This window comes from Lentzea sp. NPDC004782 (genome assembly GCF_040609115.1).
GTDB lineage: Bacteria > Actinomycetota > Actinomycetes > Mycobacteriales > Pseudonocardiaceae > Lentzea.
In genome coordinates this window covers 135,843-152,766 of the sequence record NZ_JBEXJN010000010.1, presented here as the reverse complement: position 1 = coordinate 152,766, position 16,924 = coordinate 135,843, and the positions used below count along the sequence as shown (strand labels likewise).

The window sequence follows — 16,924 nt, the reverse complement described above, 5'->3', positions numbered from 1 at the left end:
GCCGCTGGAGATTTACCTGACTGGGTCACGTTGTCCCCAGGCAATTGCGGTCGGTACGGTCGCGGCACCGATCCGAAAAGAATCCACACCACGGAGGAAATCGTGGCTCTTCCCCAGCTTACCGAGGAGCAGCGAGCCGCAGCGCTGGAGAAGGCTGCTGCCGCTCGTCGCGCTCGGGCTGAGCTCAAGGAGCGCCTCAAGCGCGGCGGCACGACCCTGACGGACGTGCTCAAGGCCGCCGAGAGCGACGAGGTCCTGGGCAAGATGAAGGTGTCCGCGCTGCTCGAGGCCCTGCCGGGCGTCGGCAAGGTGCGCGCGCAGCAGATCATGGAGCGCCTCGAGATCGCTCCCAGCCGTCGCCTGCGCGGTCTCGGTGACCGTCAGCGCAAGGCCCTGCTCTCCGAGTTCAGCGGAGAGTGAGTGACACCGGGACGGGGGCGGGTTCTGCCCGCTCCCGTCTCACCGTCCTGTCCGGGCCGTCGGGCGTCGGCAAGTCCAGCGTCCTGGCGGAGCTGCGCAAGCAGCAGCCCGATGTGTACTTCTCCGTCTCGGCGACCACCAGGAAGCCGAGGCCGGGGGAGGTCGACGGGGTGCACTACCACTTCGTCGACCGCGACAAGTTCCAGCAGATGGCCGATGCCGGCGAGTTCCTCGAACACGCCGAGTTCGCCGGCAACCGCTACGGAACCCCCCGCAAGCCTGTCGAGGACGCACTGGCCGCAGGCAGGCCCGCTCTGCTGGAGATCGAACTGCAGGGAGCGCGGCAGGTCCGCGTGGCAATGCCGGACGCCCAGCTGGTCATGCTGGCGCCCCCGTCGTGGGAACACCTGGTGGACCGGCTGACCGGCCGGGGCACCGAGCACCCGGAGGTCGTCGAGCGCCGACTGGCCATCGCCCGCGAGGAGCTGGCGGCCGAGAAGGAGTTCGACGAGGTCGTCGTGAACGCCGACGTGCGGGCGGCCGCCGCCGAGTTGCTATCCTTGATGGTCGGACCACGAATCTCAGGAGTTTGACGAGTGATCACCCACACCGAGCTCGGTCATCTGACCGGTTCCCCGGAGGGCATCACCAACCCGCCGATCGACGACCTGCTGGAGCAGGTGAGCTCGAAGTACGCGTTGGTGATCTACGCCGCGAAGCGTGCCCGCCAGATCAACGACTACTACGCGCAGCTCGGCGAGGGCCTGCTCGAGTACGTCGGCCCGCTCGTCGAGCCGGGCCCGCGTGAGAAGCCCCTCTCGATCGCTCTTCGTGAGATCCACGCGGGTCTCCTCGAGCACACCGAGGGCGAGTGAATTCCGCGTCTAGCGACGCTGATGCCCCCGCGAAGCCCAGGATCATCCTGGGCGTCGGCGGGGGCATCGCCGCGTACAAGGCCTGTGAGGTTTTGCGGCGCCTGACCGAATCCGGTCATTCCGTGCGGGTCGTTCCCACGGAGGGCGCGCTCAAGTTCGTGGGTGCGGCCACGTTCGAGGCGCTGTCCGGCCAGGTCGTGACCGCCGACCCGTTCGACGACGTGCACGAGGTCCCGCACGTCAAGCTCGGGCAGAACGCCGACCTCGTGGTCGTGGCCCCGGCGACGGCGAACATCATCGCGAAGGCCGCCCACGGCATCGCGGACGACCTGCTGACGAACACCCTGCTGACCGCGCGCTGTCCGGTCCTGCTGGTCCCGGCGATGCACACCGAGATGTGGGAGCACCCGGCCACCCAGCACAACGTGGCGCTGCTGCGCTCCCGCGGGGTCGTCGTCGCCGAGCCCGCGAGCGGCCGCCTGACCGGCAAGGACACCGGCAAGGGCCGGTTGCCCGACCCCGCCGAGATCGTCGAGCTCGCCCGGTTGCTGCTGGTGCGCCCGGACGCGTTGCAGCGGACACTGGAAGGCGTGCACGTCGCGATCTCCGCCGGCGGTACGCGCGAACCCCTCGACCCGGTCCGGTTCCTCGGCAACCGCTCGTCCGGCAAGCAGGGCTACGCACTGGCGCGGGTCGCGGCCCAGCGCGGTGCGAGGGTGACGTTGGTCGCGGGCAACACCGCGGACCTCGCCACGCCCGCCGGGGTCGACCTGGTCCGGGTCGGCTCCGCGATGGAGCTGCGCGACGCCATGCACAAGGTCGCGGCGGACGCGGACGTGGTCGTGATGGCCGCCGCGGTGGCTGACTTCCGGCCCGTCGCGCTCGCCGGGCACAAGATCAAGAAGACTTCGGCGGACCCCGACCCGATCTCGCTGACGAAGAACCCCGACATCCTCGCGGAGCTCGTTTCCGCACGTCGGGAGGGTCAGCTGATCGTCGGGTTCGCGGCCGAGACGGGCGACGAGACGACGTCGGTGCTCGACTACGGCCGGGCGAAACTGCAGCGCAAGGGCTGCGACCTCCTGGTGGTGAACCGGGTGGGCGCCGGCCTCGTATTCGAGCAGGAGGACAACTCCGGGTGGCTGCTCTCCGCCGACGGCGCCGAGACGGCTATACCGCACGGGTCGAAAGCGCAACTGGCGTCCGCGGTGTGGGACGCAGTTACCGCCCGTTCCGGTGAACCTCAGTAAGCTCTTCCAGACGTCATGACAGCGAATAAGGAGTGTCCGTGAGCCAGCACAGCAGCAGGCTGTTCACCAGTGAGTCGGTGACCGAGGGACACCCCGACAAGATCTGCGACGCGATCAGCGACTCGATCCTCGACGCGCTGCTGGCGAAGGACCCGCGCTCCCGCGTCGCGGTGGAGACGCTGGTCACCACGGGGCAGGTCCACGTCGCGGGTGAGGTCACCACGGAGGCCTACGCCGACATCCCCACGATCGTCCGCGAGAAGATCCTGGAGATCGGCTACGACTCGTCCGCGAAGGGCTTCGACGGCCACTCGTGCGGCGTGAACGTCGCCATCGGCTCCCAGTCCCCGGACATCGCGCAGGGCGTCGACACGGCGTTCGAGAACCGCGTCGAGGGCGCGGCCGACGAGATCGACAAGCAGGGCGCCGGCGACCAGGGCCTCATGTTCGGTTACGCGTGCACCGACACGCCCGAGCTCATGCCGCTGCCGATCGCGCTGGCGCACCGCCTCTCGCGCCGCCTGACCGCGGTCCGCAAGGACGGCACCGTCCCGTACCTGCGCCCGGACGGCAAGACCCAGGTCACCATCGAGTACGCGGGCGACCAGCCCGTGCGCCTCGACACCGTCGTCGTCTCCACGCAGCACGCCGACGGCATCGACCTGGAGAAGCTCCTCGGCGTCGACATCCGCCAGCACGTCGTGCAGCCCGAGATCGACGAGCTGGGCCTCGACACCACGGACGTGCGCCTGCTGACCAACCCGACCGGCCGCTTCGTCATCGGCGGCCCGATGGGCGACGCGGGCCTGACCGGCCGCAAGATCATCGTCGACACCTACGGCGGCATGGCCCGCCACGGCGGCGGTGCCTTCTCCGGCAAGGACCCGTCGAAGGTCGACCGCTCCGCCGCCTACGCCATGCGCTGGGTCGCGAAGAACACCGTCGCGGCGGGCCTCGCCACCCGCGTCGAGGTCCAGGTCGCCTACGCCATCGGCAAGGCGGCCCCGGTCGGCCTCTTCGTCGAGACCTTCGGCACCGAGACCGTCGACCCGCAGAAGATCCAGCAGGCCATCAACGAGGTCTTCGACCTCCGGCCGGCCGCGATCATCCGCGACCTCGACCTGCTCCGCCCGATCTACGCCCCAACCGCCGCGTACGGCCACTTCGGCCGCACCGACGTCGACCTGCCGTGGGAGTCCACGGACCGCGCCGAGGCCCTGCGCAACGCCGCAGGCGCCTGATCCGCTCGCCACAACGGCCCGCTTCCCCGAAGGGAGGCGGGCCGTTGCGGTCGGCAGCGCCAGGAGGGAGCGCCGGCGCGTACCGGCGAGGCGCGCCGCCTGACCGGTGACTTCGAGGGGCCGGACCAGGCGGACGACATGCCCGCGCATCCAGCGGAGCTCTCGGGACGCACCCTGATACGTCGGGCGGACGAAGTCTTTGTTCATACTCGCGACGGTTCCGCGTCACCTGCTGAGACTAGAAACTCGTTCCATGTCGCTGTCTCGTCGCGGGTTCATGGCTGCTGCCGCGGCGGCCGGTGCGGGTGCGTTGCTGCCGCCGTCGGTGTACGCCGCATTGGCCCGTGAACCCCGTGCGGGTGGGTTGCGCGCGATCAAGCACGTCGTGCTGTTGATGCAGGAAAACCGGTCGTTCGACCACTACTACGGCACCCTTCGCGGCGTGCGCGGGTTCTCCGACCGCAACGCGTTGCGCGGCGTGTTCGACCAGTCCGGCGTGCTGCCGTTCCCGGTGCGCGAGGCCGCGTCCGGGCGGGACGTCCAGTACATCGGCGACCTCGACCACAGCTGGAACGGCGGGCACGCGGCGTTGCGCGGCGGGTGGAACGACAACTGGGTGCCGGCCAAGACCGCGGCCACCATGGCGTTCTACACGCGGCAGGACATCCCGTTCCACTACGAGCTGGCCGACACCTTCACGCTGTGCGACGCCTACCACTGCTCGGTGCCGTCCTCCACCTCGCCGAACCGGAACTACTGGGTGTCCGGCTACACCGGGTTCGAGCCCTCCGGTGGCCGGGCGACCGGGAACGCCGCCTACAACGAGGACAAGCACACCGGCTACACGTGGAAGACCTACCCGGAACGCCTTGAGGCGGCGGGGAGGTCGTGGCGGGTGTACCAGGAGTGGGACAACTTCCAGGACAACAACCTGGAGTTCTTCGCGCGGTTCAAGGAAATCGCGCGCAAGGTGCTGCCGGCCGGGTTCAGGTCGCTGGACAAGCTGTACGCCACCGGTGACCCCGCGCTGATCGGCGCGATCGACCTGACGAAGCTGACCCCGGCCGAGAAGTCGTTGTACGACAGGGGACTGCACCGCGTCCGGCCGGGCGGGCTCGGCGAGGCGTTCCGGGCCGACGTCGCGTCCGGGCGCCTTCCGGCGGTGTCGTACCTGGTTCCGTCCTCCGCGGACTCCGAGCACCCCGGCGCGTCGTCGCCCGCCGCCTCCGCCTCGATCACCTACCAGGTGCTGGACGCGTTGGCGTCCAACCAGGAGGTGTGGGAGTCCACGGTCCTGTTCATCACCTACGACGAGAACGACGGCTTCTACGACCACGTGCCGCCGCCGCGCCCGCCGTTGTCCGTCACGGACGAGTACGTGGGTGACCGTCCGTTGGGGCTCGGTATGCGCGTGCCGATGACTGTCGTCTCGCCGTGGTCCGTTGGCGGATACGTGTGTTCGCAGGTGTTCGACCACACGTCGATCACGCAGTTCCTGGAGAAGTGGACCGGTGTGCGGTCGGAGGAGATCTCCGCGTGGCGCCGGACCGTTTCCGGTGACCTGACCTCTGCGTTCGACTTCGACCGCCGTCGCACGTGGCCCGAGGTGGGGGAGCCCGCGCCGGTGCCGCCCGCGACGCCCCGATGGCGTCCCGTGCCGCCGTCGTCGCAGAAGATGCCCGAGCAGGAAGCCGGTCGCAGGCGCGCGCGAGCCCTGCCGTACCAGCCTGACGCGTCGTTGCGCGGGTCGCGGCTGGAGATGACGAACTCCGGTTCGGCGTCCGTGCACTTCGCGCTGTACCCGTACTCGGGCCAGTTCGCGGTGCCGCAGCACTTCGACGTCTCCTCGTCGGCGTCGGCCGAGATCGCGGGTGATCATGATCTCGTTCTGCTCGGGCCCAACGGGTTCCGCCGTGAGTTCGCCGGGTCTTCTTCTGACAGCGCGCACGTGTCGTCGTCGGTGCGCGGCTACAGCCGTGTGCTGACACTCACCTTCGAGAACACGGGCTCGTCCCGGCTGACGTTCGTGCTCGGGCGGCGGCGGTACGTGGTGAGACCAGGCCATCGGTACGTCATCCCGTGGCTGACCGCGATGAACTCCGGCTGGTACGACCTGACCGTGACGGTGGAGGAGGAGCCGCGGTTCCGCCGCCGTCTGTGCGGGCACATCGAGAACGGCCAGGAATCGATCTCCGGATGATCACCTGTTCGGTGAGGTGCGGCGCGTGACTGTCAGAGGTGTCTGATACACCAGGAGCATGAGCGCGAAGACCGGGGCGAGACGGGGCGAACGAGTGCCCGCGGCTGTGCTGCCGGTCGCCCGGATCGTGGTGGACGTGCCGCTGGCCCACCTCGACCGCCCCTTCGACTACGCGGTTCCGTCCGAACTGGACACGGCGGCCGTGCCGGGCTCCCGTGTCCGCGTCCGGTTCGCGGGCCAGCTCGTCGACGGCTACCTCCTGGAGCGCGCCGAGACCTCCGACTACGGCAAGAAGCTCGCCTTCATCGAGAAGGTCGTGTCGCCGGAACCGGTGCTCTCGCCGGAGATCGCCGCCCTGGCCCGCGCCGTCGCCGACCGGTACGCGGGCAGCATGATCGACGTCCTCAGGCTCGCGATCCCGCCCCGCCACGCCCGCGCGGAGGCCGCCGCGTCAGGCGAACCGGCGCCGCTGCCGCAGGTCCCGGCCTGGGTCGGGACGGACCCGGTGGGGGGCGGGTGCGCTGCTCCCGCGGACGACGGGCTCGATGCCCCGGCCGACGCGTTCGAGGACGTCGTGGCGACATCGTCTGCGGACTCCGCGTCCCCCACGTCACCGATCCGGTCCCAGCTTCCCCCGGTCCCCGCCGACGCCTGGTCCCGCTATCCCCGCGGCCCCAAGTACCTGGAAGCCCTCCGCACCGGCCGCCCGGCCCACGCGGTCTGGCAGGCCCTGCCGTCCGAGGACTGGCCCGCCCGCCTGGCCGAGGCGGCGGCCGCGGTCGCCTCCACCGGCCGCGGCGTCGTCATCGTCGTGCCGGACCACCGCGACCTCGCCCGTGTGTCCGAGGCGTGCGGCAAGCTCATCGAAGGCGTGGTGACGCTCTCGGCCGATCTGGGGCCCTCCGAGCGCTACAAACGGTGGCTGGCGGTCCGCAGGGGCGTCGCCAGGGTCGTCGTCGGCACTCGCGCCACGGCGTTCGCGCCGGTCGAGAACCCCGGTCTGCTGGTCGTGTGGGACGACGGGGACGACCTGCACGTCGAGCAGCGTTCGCCGTACCCGAACGTGCGCGACGTGCTGGTCCAGCGCGCGCACATGTCCGGGGCCGCGCTGCTGATCGGCGGCTTCGCCCGCACGGCCGAGGCCCAGCTGCTCGTCGAGACGGGCTGGGCGCACGAGATCGTGGCCTCCCGCGAGACGTTGCGGTCGGTGGCGCCGCGGGTGGTCTCGGTGGGCGACAACGAGTGGCAGGAGGTCAAGGACCCCGCCGCTCGCACGGCGCGCCTGCCGTCCATCGCCTTCGACGCGGCCCGGTTCGCCCTGACCGACTCGCCGGTGCTGATCCAGGTGCCGCGGCGCGGTTACGTGCCCGCCCTCGCGTGCGGTCAGTGCCGGGGGCCCGCTCGCTGCCGGCGGTGCGCGGGGCCGTTGGCGTTGCCGGGCGGGACCGAGGACGGCCTGCCGAAGCCCGCGTACTGCCGGTGGTGCGCGGCGACGGAGGCCGGTTTCCGGTGCCCGACCTGCGGGTCGCGCAGGCTGCGTGGCCAGATCATCGGCGCCAGGCGCACGGCCGAGGAGCTGGGGCGGGCGTTTCCCGGGCATCCGGTGCGCACCAGCGGGGCCGACGAGGTGCTGACCGAGGTTCCCGGCAAACCCGCCCTGGTGGTGGCGACACCGGGCGCCGAACCCGTCGCCGAAGGTGGGTACGGCGCGGTGCTGTTGCTCGACGGGTGGGCGTTGCTGGGGCGTGCCGATCTCAGGGCGTCCGAGGAGGCGCTCCGGCGCTGGATGACGGCCGCGGGACTGGTGCGGCCGGGCAACGGGCGGGTGGTCGTCATCGCGGACTCCGGCCTGACGCCGGTGCAGGCCCTCGTGCGGTGGGACCCGGTGTGGCACGCCGCCACCGAGCTGGCCGCGCGCACCGAGCTCGGGTTCCCGCCCGCGGTGCGGATGGCGACCGTCGACGGCACGCCGGACGCGGTGAACGCCCTGCTCGACGAGCTGCGGTTGCCGCCGACCGGCGAGGTCCTCGGGCCCGTGCCGCTGGGTGAGGACGAGACCAGGGAACGGGCGTTGGTCCGGGTCGCCCGCAGTGAGGGCCGTCAGCTGGCCGCCGTGCTCGCCGAGGCGCAGGCCGTGCGGACCGCGAGGAAGGAACAGGAGCTGGTGCGCATCAAGCTGGATCCGCTGGAGGTCCTGTAGGTCTGGGCCAGACCAACCGCTGGCTGGTCACTCGCTGTGCATCTGCGGTCACGCGCATGCGCCGCAGCTTCCTCACGCTCAGTGCCCTGCCGCCGTTGGGCACGATCACGCTGCAGGCCCGGCTCTACCCGGACGAGGAGTCGTAGTACGAACGCAGGTTCGCGATGTGGCCGCGGATGTCGTCGTCGGTGAGCTGCTCGTACTCGAGGTACTCGCTCATGTAGGTCATCAGGTCGGCGCGCTCGGGGTGGTCCTCGTTCGAGATCACGTGCGCCGTGGTGCCCGAGATGCCCGCGGGGAACAACAGGAAGCCGTCGATGCCCGCCATGGTGTCGAAGGAGGCGTTCTTGGCCTCCCACAGCGTCCAGACGTCCTCTTCGCGGCCGCACTCGGCGAGCAGCAGCGCGGCGAGGACCATCGTCTCGCTCAGGCCCCAGCCCTCGCGGTGGGCGGCCGTCTCCTCGGCCAGCAGGTGGCGCAGCAGGTCCGCGTCGCTCTCGCGGCGGTCGCGCAGGAGCAGGTGCAGCGCCTCCTCGCGGTCGGCCTCGTCGAGCGGGGTGTTCGCGAAATCCGTTCGCAACCGGTCAAGATCGATCACCTCCGCACCTTAGGCCTTCCTCAAGGGGCCTTGCCATCCGGTGGCAACGGAGTAGAAGTTTCCGCATGTTGCGAACGGTCGCCGCCCTGACGCTGTCCGTAGTGCTGGTCGCCCCCGCTCAGGCAGGCGCGGCGGAAACACCTGTGCGCGTGCCCGAGCAGGTCGGCTGGGGCGGTGCCGTCACCAGCGTCGACCCCGACGCGTCCCAGATCGGCATCGACGTGCTCCGCAGAGGGGGCAACGCCGTCGACGCCGCCGTCGCCACCGCCGCCGCACTCGGCGTGACCGACCCGTTCTCGGCGGGTATCGGCGGAGGCGGCTTCTTCGTCTACTACGACGCCCGCACCGGGCGCGTGTCCACTCTGGACGGACGGGAGACCGCGCCGCGTTCCGCGACCGACCAGCTGTTCGTGGAGAACGGCAAACCGCTGCCGTTCGCCGAGGCGGTGACCAGCGGTCTGTCCGTCGGCGTGCCCGGCACACCCAAGACGTGGCAGCAGGCCCTGCGCAGGTGGGGCACGCTGAACCTGCGGCAGGCCATGGCACCGGCGGAAGCGTTGGCACGGCGTGGTTTCGTCGTCGACCAGACGTTCAACACGCAGGTCGCCAACAACGCCGCGCGCTTCGCCGACTTCACCTCGACCCGCGACCTGTACCTGCCCGGCGGGAAGCCGCCGGCCGTCGGCAGCACGTTCCGCAACCCGCAGCTGGCTGACACCTACCGCGAGCTGGCCCGCACAGACCTCGCCTCCCTCTACGGCGGACCGGTCGGCCGCGACCTCGTCAAGACCGTCCAGCAGCCGCCGGTCGTGCCGGGTTCGACCCGCAACGTCCGCCCCGGCGCCATGGAGATCTCCGACCTCGCCCGCTACCAGGTCGAACGCCGGGAGCCCACGCATTCGCGCTACCGCGGCCTCGACGTCTACGGCATGGCGGCGCCGTCGTCGGGCGGCACGACCGTCGGCGAGGCGCTGAACATCCTGGAGTCGACCGACCTCTCCGAGGTCTCCGGCGTCGAGTACCTGCACCGGTTCATCGAGTCGACGAAGCTCTCGTTCGCCGACCGCCTGCGCTGGGTGGGCGACCCGGCCTTCACCCGCGTGCCGACCGACGGCCTGCTGTCGCAGGAGTTCGCCGACACCCGCGCGTGCCTGATCAAGCCCGACGCCGTCCTGCCCGCCCCGCAACCCGCCGCCGATCCGGACAACCCCAAGCCCTGCGAGGCCACCGCGGGTCCCTCGAACCTGCGCGAGGACGCCGAGCGCACCACGCACCTGACGGTCGCCGACCGCTGGGGCAACGTCGTCGCGTACACGCTGACCATCGAGTCCGAAGGCGGCAGCGGCATCGTCGTGCCCGGACGCGGCTTCCTGCTCAACAACGAGCTCACCGACTTCGAGTTCGTGCCCCCGACCGCCGGCGTCCCGCACCCGAACCTGCCCGGCCCCGGCAAGCGCCCGCGCTCGTCGATGGCCCCGACCATCGTGCTGGACCACGGCGAGGTCAAGCTGGCCGTCGGCTCACCCGGCGGTGCCACGATCATCACCACGGTCACCCAGATCCTGACCGGGCGCCTGGACCGCGGCATGTCGCTGCTCGACGCCGTGGCCGCGCCGCGCGCCTCCCAGCGCAACTCGGCCACGACCCCGGCCGAGGCGGAGTTCATCGCCGCCGCGACCACCGCGGGCCTGCAGGCCATCGGCCACAAGTTCAGCCAGAACGCCGAGATCGGTGCCGCCACCGGTGTCGAGCGGGCCCCGGACGGCCGCTGGCGTGCCGTGGCCGAGCCGACGCGGCGCGGCGGAGGCGCCGCCCGCGTGGTGTGCGTGGGCTGAGCGCGAGCACGACGAGTCGCCGGGTGGGGTGCGGGCTTCCGCACCCCACCCGCTCGTTTTCCGGGCAGGTCCTGCGCTGGTCCGGTGGCTTCGGTGGGCCCATGGTGAGGCTGGACCGCCTGGTCAACGTGCTCCCTCCCCAGATCGCCCTGACGGCATCTGCCCCGTCACGGAGGCGCCATGACGAGGACAACCCGCGCGTGTGGCCGACACCGCAGGCGCACCACCGGCTCCGCAACGAATTCACGGCACTGCTCGCGCCGGCCCGGATCCGGTTCGACGACGAGGCCGGCATGGTGCTCACCGTCCGCTTCGACGACACCGGTGAGACCGCGACGTTCCTGCACGGCGCCCGCTGCGGCGAACAGCGCGCCTACCGGGTGCCCAGCGGTGCCACGATGTGCGTCACCACACCGTCGCATCGGCCTTTGTGACGTGCGGGTGTCCGCCTTTCGGCCGAGTGGCGCGCCCGATCGTCCCACCTCGGGCTGATGGAGACTCGATACCGCGAGCCGATGTGGGCTGACCTGCGCGAACGGCACAGTTTGTGGCATGACGACGACAACTGCCGGTACTGCCTCGGTGGCCCAGCTCAACTTCCACGCGTTGTTCCGCCCGGTGCTGACGGCGCTGCGGTTCGCCGGCCACTTCCTCGTGGCGCTGGTGGGCGTGATCTTCCTCGGCAGCGCGTCCGAGCACTGACCGCGCTCCTCGTAGACTGGCAACCAGTCCACCACGAGGAGCACTGCGTGACCGTCCAACCCATCCGCCTGTTCGGCGACCCGGTGCTGCGCACCCCCGCCGTCGAGGTCACCGACTTCGACAAAGAACTGCGCACCCTGGTCAAGGACCTGTGGGACTCGATGCAGAACGCGGGTGGAGCGGGACTGGCCGCGCCGCAGCTCGGTGTGGGGCTGCGCGTGTTCACCTACCACTGCGACGGCTTCGCGGGACACCTCGTCAACCCGACGTGGGACGTGGTGGGCGAGGAGATGCAGGACGGTCCCGAGGGCTGCCTGTCCATCCCCGGCATGTCGTGGGACTGCAAGCGCCACCTGCACGTCGTGGCCAAGGGCTGGAACATGCACGGTGAGCCGGTCGAGGTCGAGGGCACCGAGACGCTGGCCCGCTGCATCCAGCACGAGACGGACCACCTCGACGGCGTGCTGTTCCTCGACCGCCTCGACGCCGAGACCCGCAAGCTCGCCATGAGGGAGATCCGGCAGGCCGAGTGGTTCGACGGTACGGTCCCCACCTTGAAGCAGAGCCCGCACCCACTCTTCGGCAGGTCCAGCTGACCATGCGACTCGTGTTCGCCGGTACGCCCGAGGTCGCACTTCCCTCGCTGCGCGCCTTCATCGACTCCCCGCGCCACGACGTCGTCGCCGTGGTCACCCGCCCCGACGCACCCTCCGGCCGCGGCCGCAAGCTGGAGCGCTCACCCGTCGCCGCGCTCGCCGACGAACACGGCATCGAGGTGCTGACGCCCGCGAAGGCCGGCGACCCCGAGTTCCTCGACCGCCTGCGCGCCCTCGAACCGGACCTGTGCCCGGTCGTCGCCTACGGCAACCTGCTGCCGCAGCGCACGCTCGACGTGCCGAAGTTCGGCTGGGTCAACCTCCACTTCTCCGTGCTGCCCGCCTGGCGCGGCGCCGCGCCGGTGCAGGCCGCCGTGCGCAACGGCGACGACATCACGGGCGCCTCGACGTTCCGCATCGTGCGCGAGCTCGACGCCGGCCCGGTCTTCGGCGTGGTGACCGAGAAGGTCCGCGACCGCGACACCTCCGGCGACCTGCTCGCCCGGCTGTCCGAGTCCGGCGCGCAGCTGCTGCTGTCCACTGTGGACGGCATCGAGGACGGCACCCTGCGCGCCGTCGAACAGCCCGCCGACGGCGTCACCTACGCACCCAAGATCACCGTCGAGGACGCGCGCCTCGACTTCACCGCGCCCGCTGCGGCCGTCGACCGCCTCGCACGCGCCGTGACACCCGAGCCCGGCGCGTGGGCGTCGTTCCGGGACGAGCGGCTGAAGCTCGGCCCCGTGACGCCCGTGGACGACGTGACGCTGCCCGCCGGGGAGATCCTCGTGGAGCGCAAGCGGGTGCTCGTCGGCACCGCGACGACCGCGGTGGCGCTCGGCGAGGTCCAGGCGCAGGGCAAGAAGCGCATGGCCGCCACCGACTGGGCCCGCGGCGTGCGCATCGAGGCGGGGGAGCGCATCGCGTGACGCGCTCTCGAGCAACGACGCGCGGTATCACCGTGGTCGCGCAGATGCGAGCCGGGGCGGGGCCGGCTTCAGGTGGCCGTGGCACAGCGGGTGGACGCGTGGCGGCAGAGACGAACTCGGCGCGCGTTGGCCGCGCCGCAGCAGGAGAGTGCATCGCATGACCGGCTACTCGCGAGGAGCCTCCAAGCCTTCCCGTCCGCGCAGGCCGCATCCGCCGCGGCGGCGCACCGGGCCCTCACGGCCGCCCGTGGAGGACCCGGCACGTCTTGCCGCGTTGGAGACGTTGCGGGCGGTTCGGCAGCGCGACGCGTACGCGAACCTCGTGCTGCCGCAGCTGTTGCGCGAGCGCCGCATCACTGGCCGTGATGCCGCGCTGGCCACCGAGCTCACCTACGGTGCGGCGCGCGCTCAGGGATTGCTCGACGCCGTCATCGAGGCGTGCTCCGACCGCCCGCTGTCCGAAGTGGACGGGTCGGCGCTCGACGCGTTGCGGCTGGGTGCGTATCAGCTGCTGCGCACCCGGATTCCGTCGCACGCGGCGGTTGCCTCCACCGTCGACCTCGTGCGGGCCGAGCTCGGGTCCGGGATCGCCGGGTTCGTCAACGCCGTGCTGCGCCGCGTCGCCGAGCAGGACGAGGCCGCGTGGGTCGACGAGCTCGCGCCCGACCCGGACACCGACCCGATCGGCAACCTCGCCTTCGCGCACGCGCACCCGCGGTGGATCGCGCAGGCGTTCGCGGAGGCCCTCGGCAGCCGGGACGAGCCGCTGAAGCGCGCCCTGGAGGCCGATGACGCCCGGCCTGCCGTGCACCTGGTGGCACGGCCCGGCGAGGTGAGCGCCGACGAGCTCGCCGCCATCACCGGTGGTGACGTGGCGCCTTACTCGCCCTACGGCGTGCACCTGGACGCCGGGGCGGGCGACCCGGGCGATCTCGAGCCCGTCCGGGAACGCCTCGCCAACGTCCAGGACGAGGGCAGCCAGTTGTGCGCACTGGCCCTCACCCGCGCAACCCTGGAGGGCACTGACGACCGCTGGCTGGACCTCTGCGCGGGCCCCGGCGGCAAGGCCGCGCTGCTCGCCGCACTCGTCGGCCTCGAAGGTGGCGAGCTGATCGCCGTCGAGAAGGCACCCCACCGCGCCGAGCTCGTGCGCAAGATCACCTCAGGCCTGCCGGTGACCGTGCACGTGGCCGACGGCCGCGAGACCGACTTCGTCGAAGGGGCGTTCGACCGAGTGCTGGTCGACGCGCCCTGCACCGGTCTCGGTGCACTGCGCAGGCGCCCGGAGGCGCGGTGGCGGCGCCAGCCCGCCGACGTCGGCACGCTCACGAAGCTGCAGCGCGAGCTGCTCACCGAGGCGTTGCGACTGGTGCGTCCTGGCGGCGTTGTCGGTTATGTCGTGTGCTCACCTCATCTCTCCGAAACCGTCGGGGTCGTGACGGACGTCGCGCGGCGGACCGGGGCGGAAGTGCTGGACACGCGGGAGCTCTTCCCGGGAGTTCCGGACCTCGGGGAAGGGCCGCACGTCCAGCTCTGGCCTCATCTGCACGGCACCGACGCGATGTTCTGCGCGGTGCTGCGACGCCCTGCTCGAGCGCTCGTGAACGACGGTAGTGGCGGGGTCTGACAGTCCTGCGCGGCTGAGGACGGGCGGGTGGGCGCGACAGAACCGGCGGCAACACAGCCGGTGACGTGCAGGACGGTCACGTCACCCGGATTCGCGACGTCCACGGGAACGTGCGCGCCGGCCGCCCGCGCCCAGGTGGTGGCAGAGGGTGTTCGTGGGAGTGGCGCGGGTCCCCGTCGTGGCTCTGGCGGCCCTGATCGGGTGGTGAGTGCGGGGCGTCTGCACCCCCGCCTCGCCGATGATCGTCCACGCCGGACCCGCCGCCTACCATCGGCGCAATGACACGAGGACTGCTGGGACTGGTCGCGTCGGGCTGCGGCGGCGTGGAGACCTGGTTCCGCACGGAGCTCGCCGAACCCGCGGCGCGGCGCGGCTGGCGGCTCGCCATCACCCTCACCCCGGCGGTCGTGCCGTGGTTCGAGGAGGCGGGCGAGCTGGACCGGCTGCAGGCCCTCACCGACCTCGGGATCCGGTGGCAGCCGCGGTTGCCGAGCCGGCCGAAGCCGCACCCGACGCCGGACGCGTTCATCTTCGCGCCCGCCAGCGCGAACTCCGTGGCCAAGCTGGCCCTGGGCATCGGTGACAACCAGGCGCTGACGGCCCTGAACGAGGCCATGGGCGTCGAGGGCTGCAAGGTCGTCGTCATGCCGCAGGCGAGTGCGGACAAGCGCCGTCACCCGATGTGGGAGACCCACCTGAAGACCCTCACCGGGGCGGGTGTCGTGGTGGTCACTGACGAGGCTCCCGGCAGGCTGCTCGACCTGCTGGACACCTAGACTTCACCCTTGTGGTCCACACGCCGATGATCGCCCCCAGCATCCTGTCCGCCGACTTCGCGCGGCTCGCCGACGAGCTCGCCGCGGTGCCGACGTCGGACTGGATCCACGTCGACGTCATGGACAACCACTTCGTGCCGAACCTGACGCTCGGGCTGCCGGTGGTGAAGTCGCTGCTCAAGGTCACCGACATCCCGATCGACTGCCATCTCATGATCGACGACCCGGACCGCTGGGCCATCGGGTACGCCGAGGCGGGCGCCTACAACGTGACGGTGCACGTCGAGGCGGCGAACGACCCGGTCAAGCTCGCCGGGGACCTCAGGGCCGCGGGCAGCAAGGCGGGGCTGAGCATCAAGCCCGGCACGCCGCTGGAGCCGTACGTCGAGGTCCTCAAGCACTACGACACGCTGCTGGTGATGTCGGTCGAGCCGGGCTTCGGCGGGCAGAAGTTCATGGCGGACGTGCTGGAGAAGGTCAGGACCGCCCGCCGCCTCGTCGACACCGGGCACCTCAAGCTGCTCGTGGAGATCGACGGCGGCATCAACGCCGACACCATCGAGCAGGCCGCGCAGGCCGGTGTGGACTGCTTCGTGGCCGGGTCCGCCGTGTACGACGCCGCCGACCCCGGCAAGGCCGTCGAGGCGTTGCGCGCTCAGGCAGCCGGGGCGAGGTGACACCCGAGGACGCGATGGTGCTCGCCATCGCGGAGAGCGAACGGGTGAGGGGCACCACCAGTCCGAACCCTCCGGTCGGATGTGTCATCCTGGACCGGCACGGCAAGGCGGTCGGGTTCGGCGGCACCCAGCCACCGGGCGGCCCGCACGCCGAGGTGATGGCGCTCAAGGAAGCCGGCACGAAGGCCCAGGGCGGCACGGCGGTCGTGACGCTCGAACCGTGCTCGCACTTCGGCCGCACGCCTCCGTGCACCGAAGCGCTCAGGGAAGCCGGCATCAGGCACGTCATCCACGCCGTGAGCGATCCGAACCCGGACGCGGCAGGCGGCGCGCAACGGCTCCAGGAAGCCGGCATCACGGTCGAGAGCGGTCTACTCGAAGACGAGGTCGGCAACGGACCATTGCGCGCGTGGTTGCACTACGCGCGCACGGGACGTCCACACGTCACGTGGAAATACGCGGCGTCGTTGGACGGCCGGATCGCGGCCCGGGACGGCACCAGCCGGTGGATCAGCTCGGAAGCCTCCCGCAAGGAGGTGCACGACCTGCGCACGAAGCTGGACGCCATCGTCGTCGGCACGAACACGGTCAAGAAGGACGACCCGGCGCTCACGGCCAGGGACGACGACGGAATGCCGTTGCCCCGCCAGCCGTTGCCGGTGGTCGTGGGCCTGAGCGACCTGCCGGACGGGGCCAAGCTCCGGGACAGGGCACTGCACCTGCGCACGCACGACCCGGACGAGGTGCTCGCCGCGCTCGCCGAACGCGGGATCGTCGACGTGCTGCTGGAAGGCGGTGCGACTGTCGCCGGTGCGTTCCTGCGCGCGGGCAGGATCGACCGGGTGCTCGCCTACGTCGCGCCGGTGCTGCTCGGGGACGGCCCCGCGGCGGTGCTGGACGCGGGCGTGTCAACCATCACGGACGCTGTCCGGCTGACCGTGCAAGACGTCACCATGAGCGGACCGGACTTGCGGATCAGCGCGGTTCCGCAAACTTAG

17 protein-coding genes are annotated in these 16,924 nt (G+C 71.3%); 16 read left to right on the top strand and 1 reads right to left on the bottom strand.

The genetic code is table 11. The features are described 5' to 3' along the window. The first annotated feature begins 102 nt into the window (after positions 1-102). From mihF to ABZV40_RS12380, 7 genes are all read left to right on the top strand, one after another. Entirely contained in the window at positions 103-420 is a 318-nt protein-coding gene (gene mihF / locus ABZV40_RS12410) for an integration host factor, actinobacterial type (protein ID WP_030471603.1), read from the top strand. Beyond that, a complete protein-coding gene (gene gmk / locus ABZV40_RS12405; protein ID WP_355439036.1) occupies positions 417-1,013 on the top strand; it encodes a guanylate kinase in 597 nt (198 codons plus the stop codon). Before mihF ends, gmk begins: the two co-directional genes overlap by 4 nt. Positions 1,014-1,016: 3 nt before the next feature. Continuing rightward, on the top strand, positions 1,017-1,295 hold the full coding sequence (gene rpoZ, locus ABZV40_RS12400) for a DNA-directed RNA polymerase subunit omega (protein ID WP_045313812.1): 279 nt from the start codon (positions 1,017-1,019) through the stop codon (positions 1,293-1,295). Between the two features lie 44 nt (positions 1,296-1,339). Continuing rightward, on the top strand, positions 1,340-2,545 hold the full coding sequence (gene coaBC, locus ABZV40_RS12395) for a bifunctional phosphopantothenoylcysteine decarboxylase/phosphopantothenate--cysteine ligase CoaBC (RefSeq protein WP_355439192.1): 1,206 nt from the start codon (positions 1,340-1,342) through the stop codon (positions 2,543-2,545). A gap of 38 nt (positions 2,546-2,583) precedes the next feature. Beyond that, complete coding sequence (metK, locus tag ABZV40_RS12390; protein ID WP_355439033.1) at positions 2,584-3,786, top strand: methionine adenosyltransferase; 1,203 nt, start codon at positions 2,584-2,586, stop codon at positions 3,784-3,786. A gap of 253 nt (positions 3,787-4,039) precedes the next feature. Beyond that, on the top strand, positions 4,040-5,986 hold the full coding sequence (locus ABZV40_RS12385) for a phosphocholine-specific phospholipase C (protein ID WP_355439030.1): 1,947 nt from the start codon (positions 4,040-4,042) through the stop codon (positions 5,984-5,986). A 58-nt stretch (positions 5,987-6,044) separates the two neighbouring features. Next, positions 6,045-8,186: a primosomal protein N' gene (locus ABZV40_RS12380; protein ID WP_355439027.1), complete on the top strand. Its 2,142-nt coding sequence runs from the start codon at positions 6,045-6,047 to the stop codon at positions 8,184-8,186. A gap of 124 nt (positions 8,187-8,310) precedes the next feature. On the opposite strand, the gene ABZV40_RS12375 is transcribed toward ABZV40_RS12380, so the two are convergent. Continuing rightward, the gene (locus tag ABZV40_RS12375; RefSeq protein ID WP_355439024.1) at positions 8,311-8,784 is read right to left on the bottom strand and encodes a hypothetical protein; all 474 of its coding nucleotides are present in this window, start codon (positions 8,782-8,784) and stop codon (positions 8,311-8,313) included. A 65-nt stretch (positions 8,785-8,849) separates the two neighbouring features. Here ABZV40_RS12375 and ggt point away from each other — a divergent pair, with 65 nt between their 5' ends. The 9 genes from ggt (at position 8,850) to ribD (ending at position 16,924) form a co-directional block, all read left to right on the top strand. Then, positions 8,850-10,619 (top strand): gamma-glutamyltransferase, encoded by a 1,770-nt coding sequence (gene ggt / locus ABZV40_RS12370; RefSeq protein ID WP_355439021.1) that lies wholly within the window; start codon positions 8,850-8,852, stop codon positions 10,617-10,619. 101 nt (positions 10,620-10,720) lie between these two features. Continuing rightward, on the top strand, positions 10,721-11,053 hold the full coding sequence (locus tag ABZV40_RS12365) for a hypothetical protein (RefSeq protein ID WP_355439017.1): 333 nt from the start codon (positions 10,721-10,723) through the stop codon (positions 11,051-11,053). Positions 11,054-11,171: 118 nt separating this feature from the next. After that, positions 11,172-11,321, top strand: coding sequence for a hypothetical protein (locus tag ABZV40_RS12360; protein WP_355439015.1), 150 nt, complete (start codon positions 11,172-11,174; stop codon positions 11,319-11,321). A gap of 47 nt (positions 11,322-11,368) precedes the next feature. Then, a complete protein-coding gene (gene def / locus ABZV40_RS12355) occupies positions 11,369-11,917 on the top strand; it encodes a peptide deformylase (RefSeq protein WP_355439013.1) in 549 nt (182 codons plus the stop codon). A 2-nt stretch (positions 11,918-11,919) separates the two neighbouring features. Continuing rightward, the gene (fmt, locus tag ABZV40_RS12350) at positions 11,920-12,846 is read left to right on the top strand and encodes a methionyl-tRNA formyltransferase (RefSeq protein WP_355439011.1); all 927 of its coding nucleotides are present in this window, start codon (positions 11,920-11,922) and stop codon (positions 12,844-12,846) included. A gap of 157 nt (positions 12,847-13,003) precedes the next feature. Then, on the top strand, positions 13,004-14,473 hold the full coding sequence (locus ABZV40_RS12345) for an RsmB/NOP family class I SAM-dependent RNA methyltransferase (protein WP_355439009.1): 1,470 nt from the start codon (positions 13,004-13,006) through the stop codon (positions 14,471-14,473). A gap of 278 nt (positions 14,474-14,751) precedes the next feature. Beyond that, positions 14,752-15,249: a flavoprotein gene (locus ABZV40_RS12340; protein ID WP_355439007.1), complete on the top strand. Its 498-nt coding sequence runs from the start codon at positions 14,752-14,754 to the stop codon at positions 15,247-15,249. A 26-nt stretch (positions 15,250-15,275) separates the two neighbouring features. Beyond that, the gene (gene rpe, locus ABZV40_RS12335) at positions 15,276-15,926 is read left to right on the top strand and encodes a ribulose-phosphate 3-epimerase (RefSeq protein WP_355439005.1); all 651 of its coding nucleotides are present in this window, start codon (positions 15,276-15,278) and stop codon (positions 15,924-15,926) included. Positions 15,927-15,940: 14 nt separating this feature from the next. After that, complete coding sequence (gene ribD, locus ABZV40_RS12330; protein WP_355439189.1) at positions 15,941-16,924, top strand: bifunctional diaminohydroxyphosphoribosylaminopyrimidine deaminase/5-amino-6-(5-phosphoribosylamino)uracil reductase RibD; 984 nt, start codon at positions 15,941-15,943, stop codon at positions 16,922-16,924.

Excerpts from the sequence above, each read along its gene's own strand:
- ggt (WP_355439021.1), top strand. The coding sequence starts at position 8,850 with ATGTTGCGAACGGTCGCCGCCCTGACGCTGTCCGTAGTGCTGGTCGCC.
- ABZV40_RS12360 (WP_355439015.1), top strand. The coding sequence starts at position 11,172 with ATGACGACGACAACTGCCGGTACTGCCTCGGTGGCCCAGCTCAACTTC.
- ABZV40_RS12385 (WP_355439030.1), top strand. The coding sequence starts at position 4,040 with ATGTCGCTGTCTCGTCGCGGGTTCATGGCTGCTGCCGCGGCGGCCGGT.
- ABZV40_RS12365 (WP_355439017.1), top strand. The coding sequence starts at position 10,721 with ATGGTGAGGCTGGACCGCCTGGTCAACGTGCTCCCTCCCCAGATCGCC.
- fmt (WP_355439011.1), top strand. The coding sequence starts at position 11,920 with ATGCGACTCGTGTTCGCCGGTACGCCCGAGGTCGCACTTCCCTCGCTG.
- rpe (WP_355439005.1), top strand. The coding sequence starts at position 15,276 with ATGATCGCCCCCAGCATCCTGTCCGCCGACTTCGCGCGGCTCGCCGAC.
- ribD (WP_355439189.1), top strand. The coding sequence starts at position 15,941 with ATGGTGCTCGCCATCGCGGAGAGCGAACGGGTGAGGGGCACCACCAGT.
- ABZV40_RS12380 (WP_355439027.1), top strand. The coding sequence starts at position 6,045 with ATGAGCGCGAAGACCGGGGCGAGACGGGGCGAACGAGTGCCCGCGGCT.
- ABZV40_RS12345 (WP_355439009.1), top strand. The coding sequence starts at position 13,004 with ATGACCGGCTACTCGCGAGGAGCCTCCAAGCCTTCCCGTCCGCGCAGG.
- ABZV40_RS12340 (WP_355439007.1), top strand. The coding sequence starts at position 14,752 with ATGACACGAGGACTGCTGGGACTGGTCGCGTCGGGCTGCGGCGGCGTG.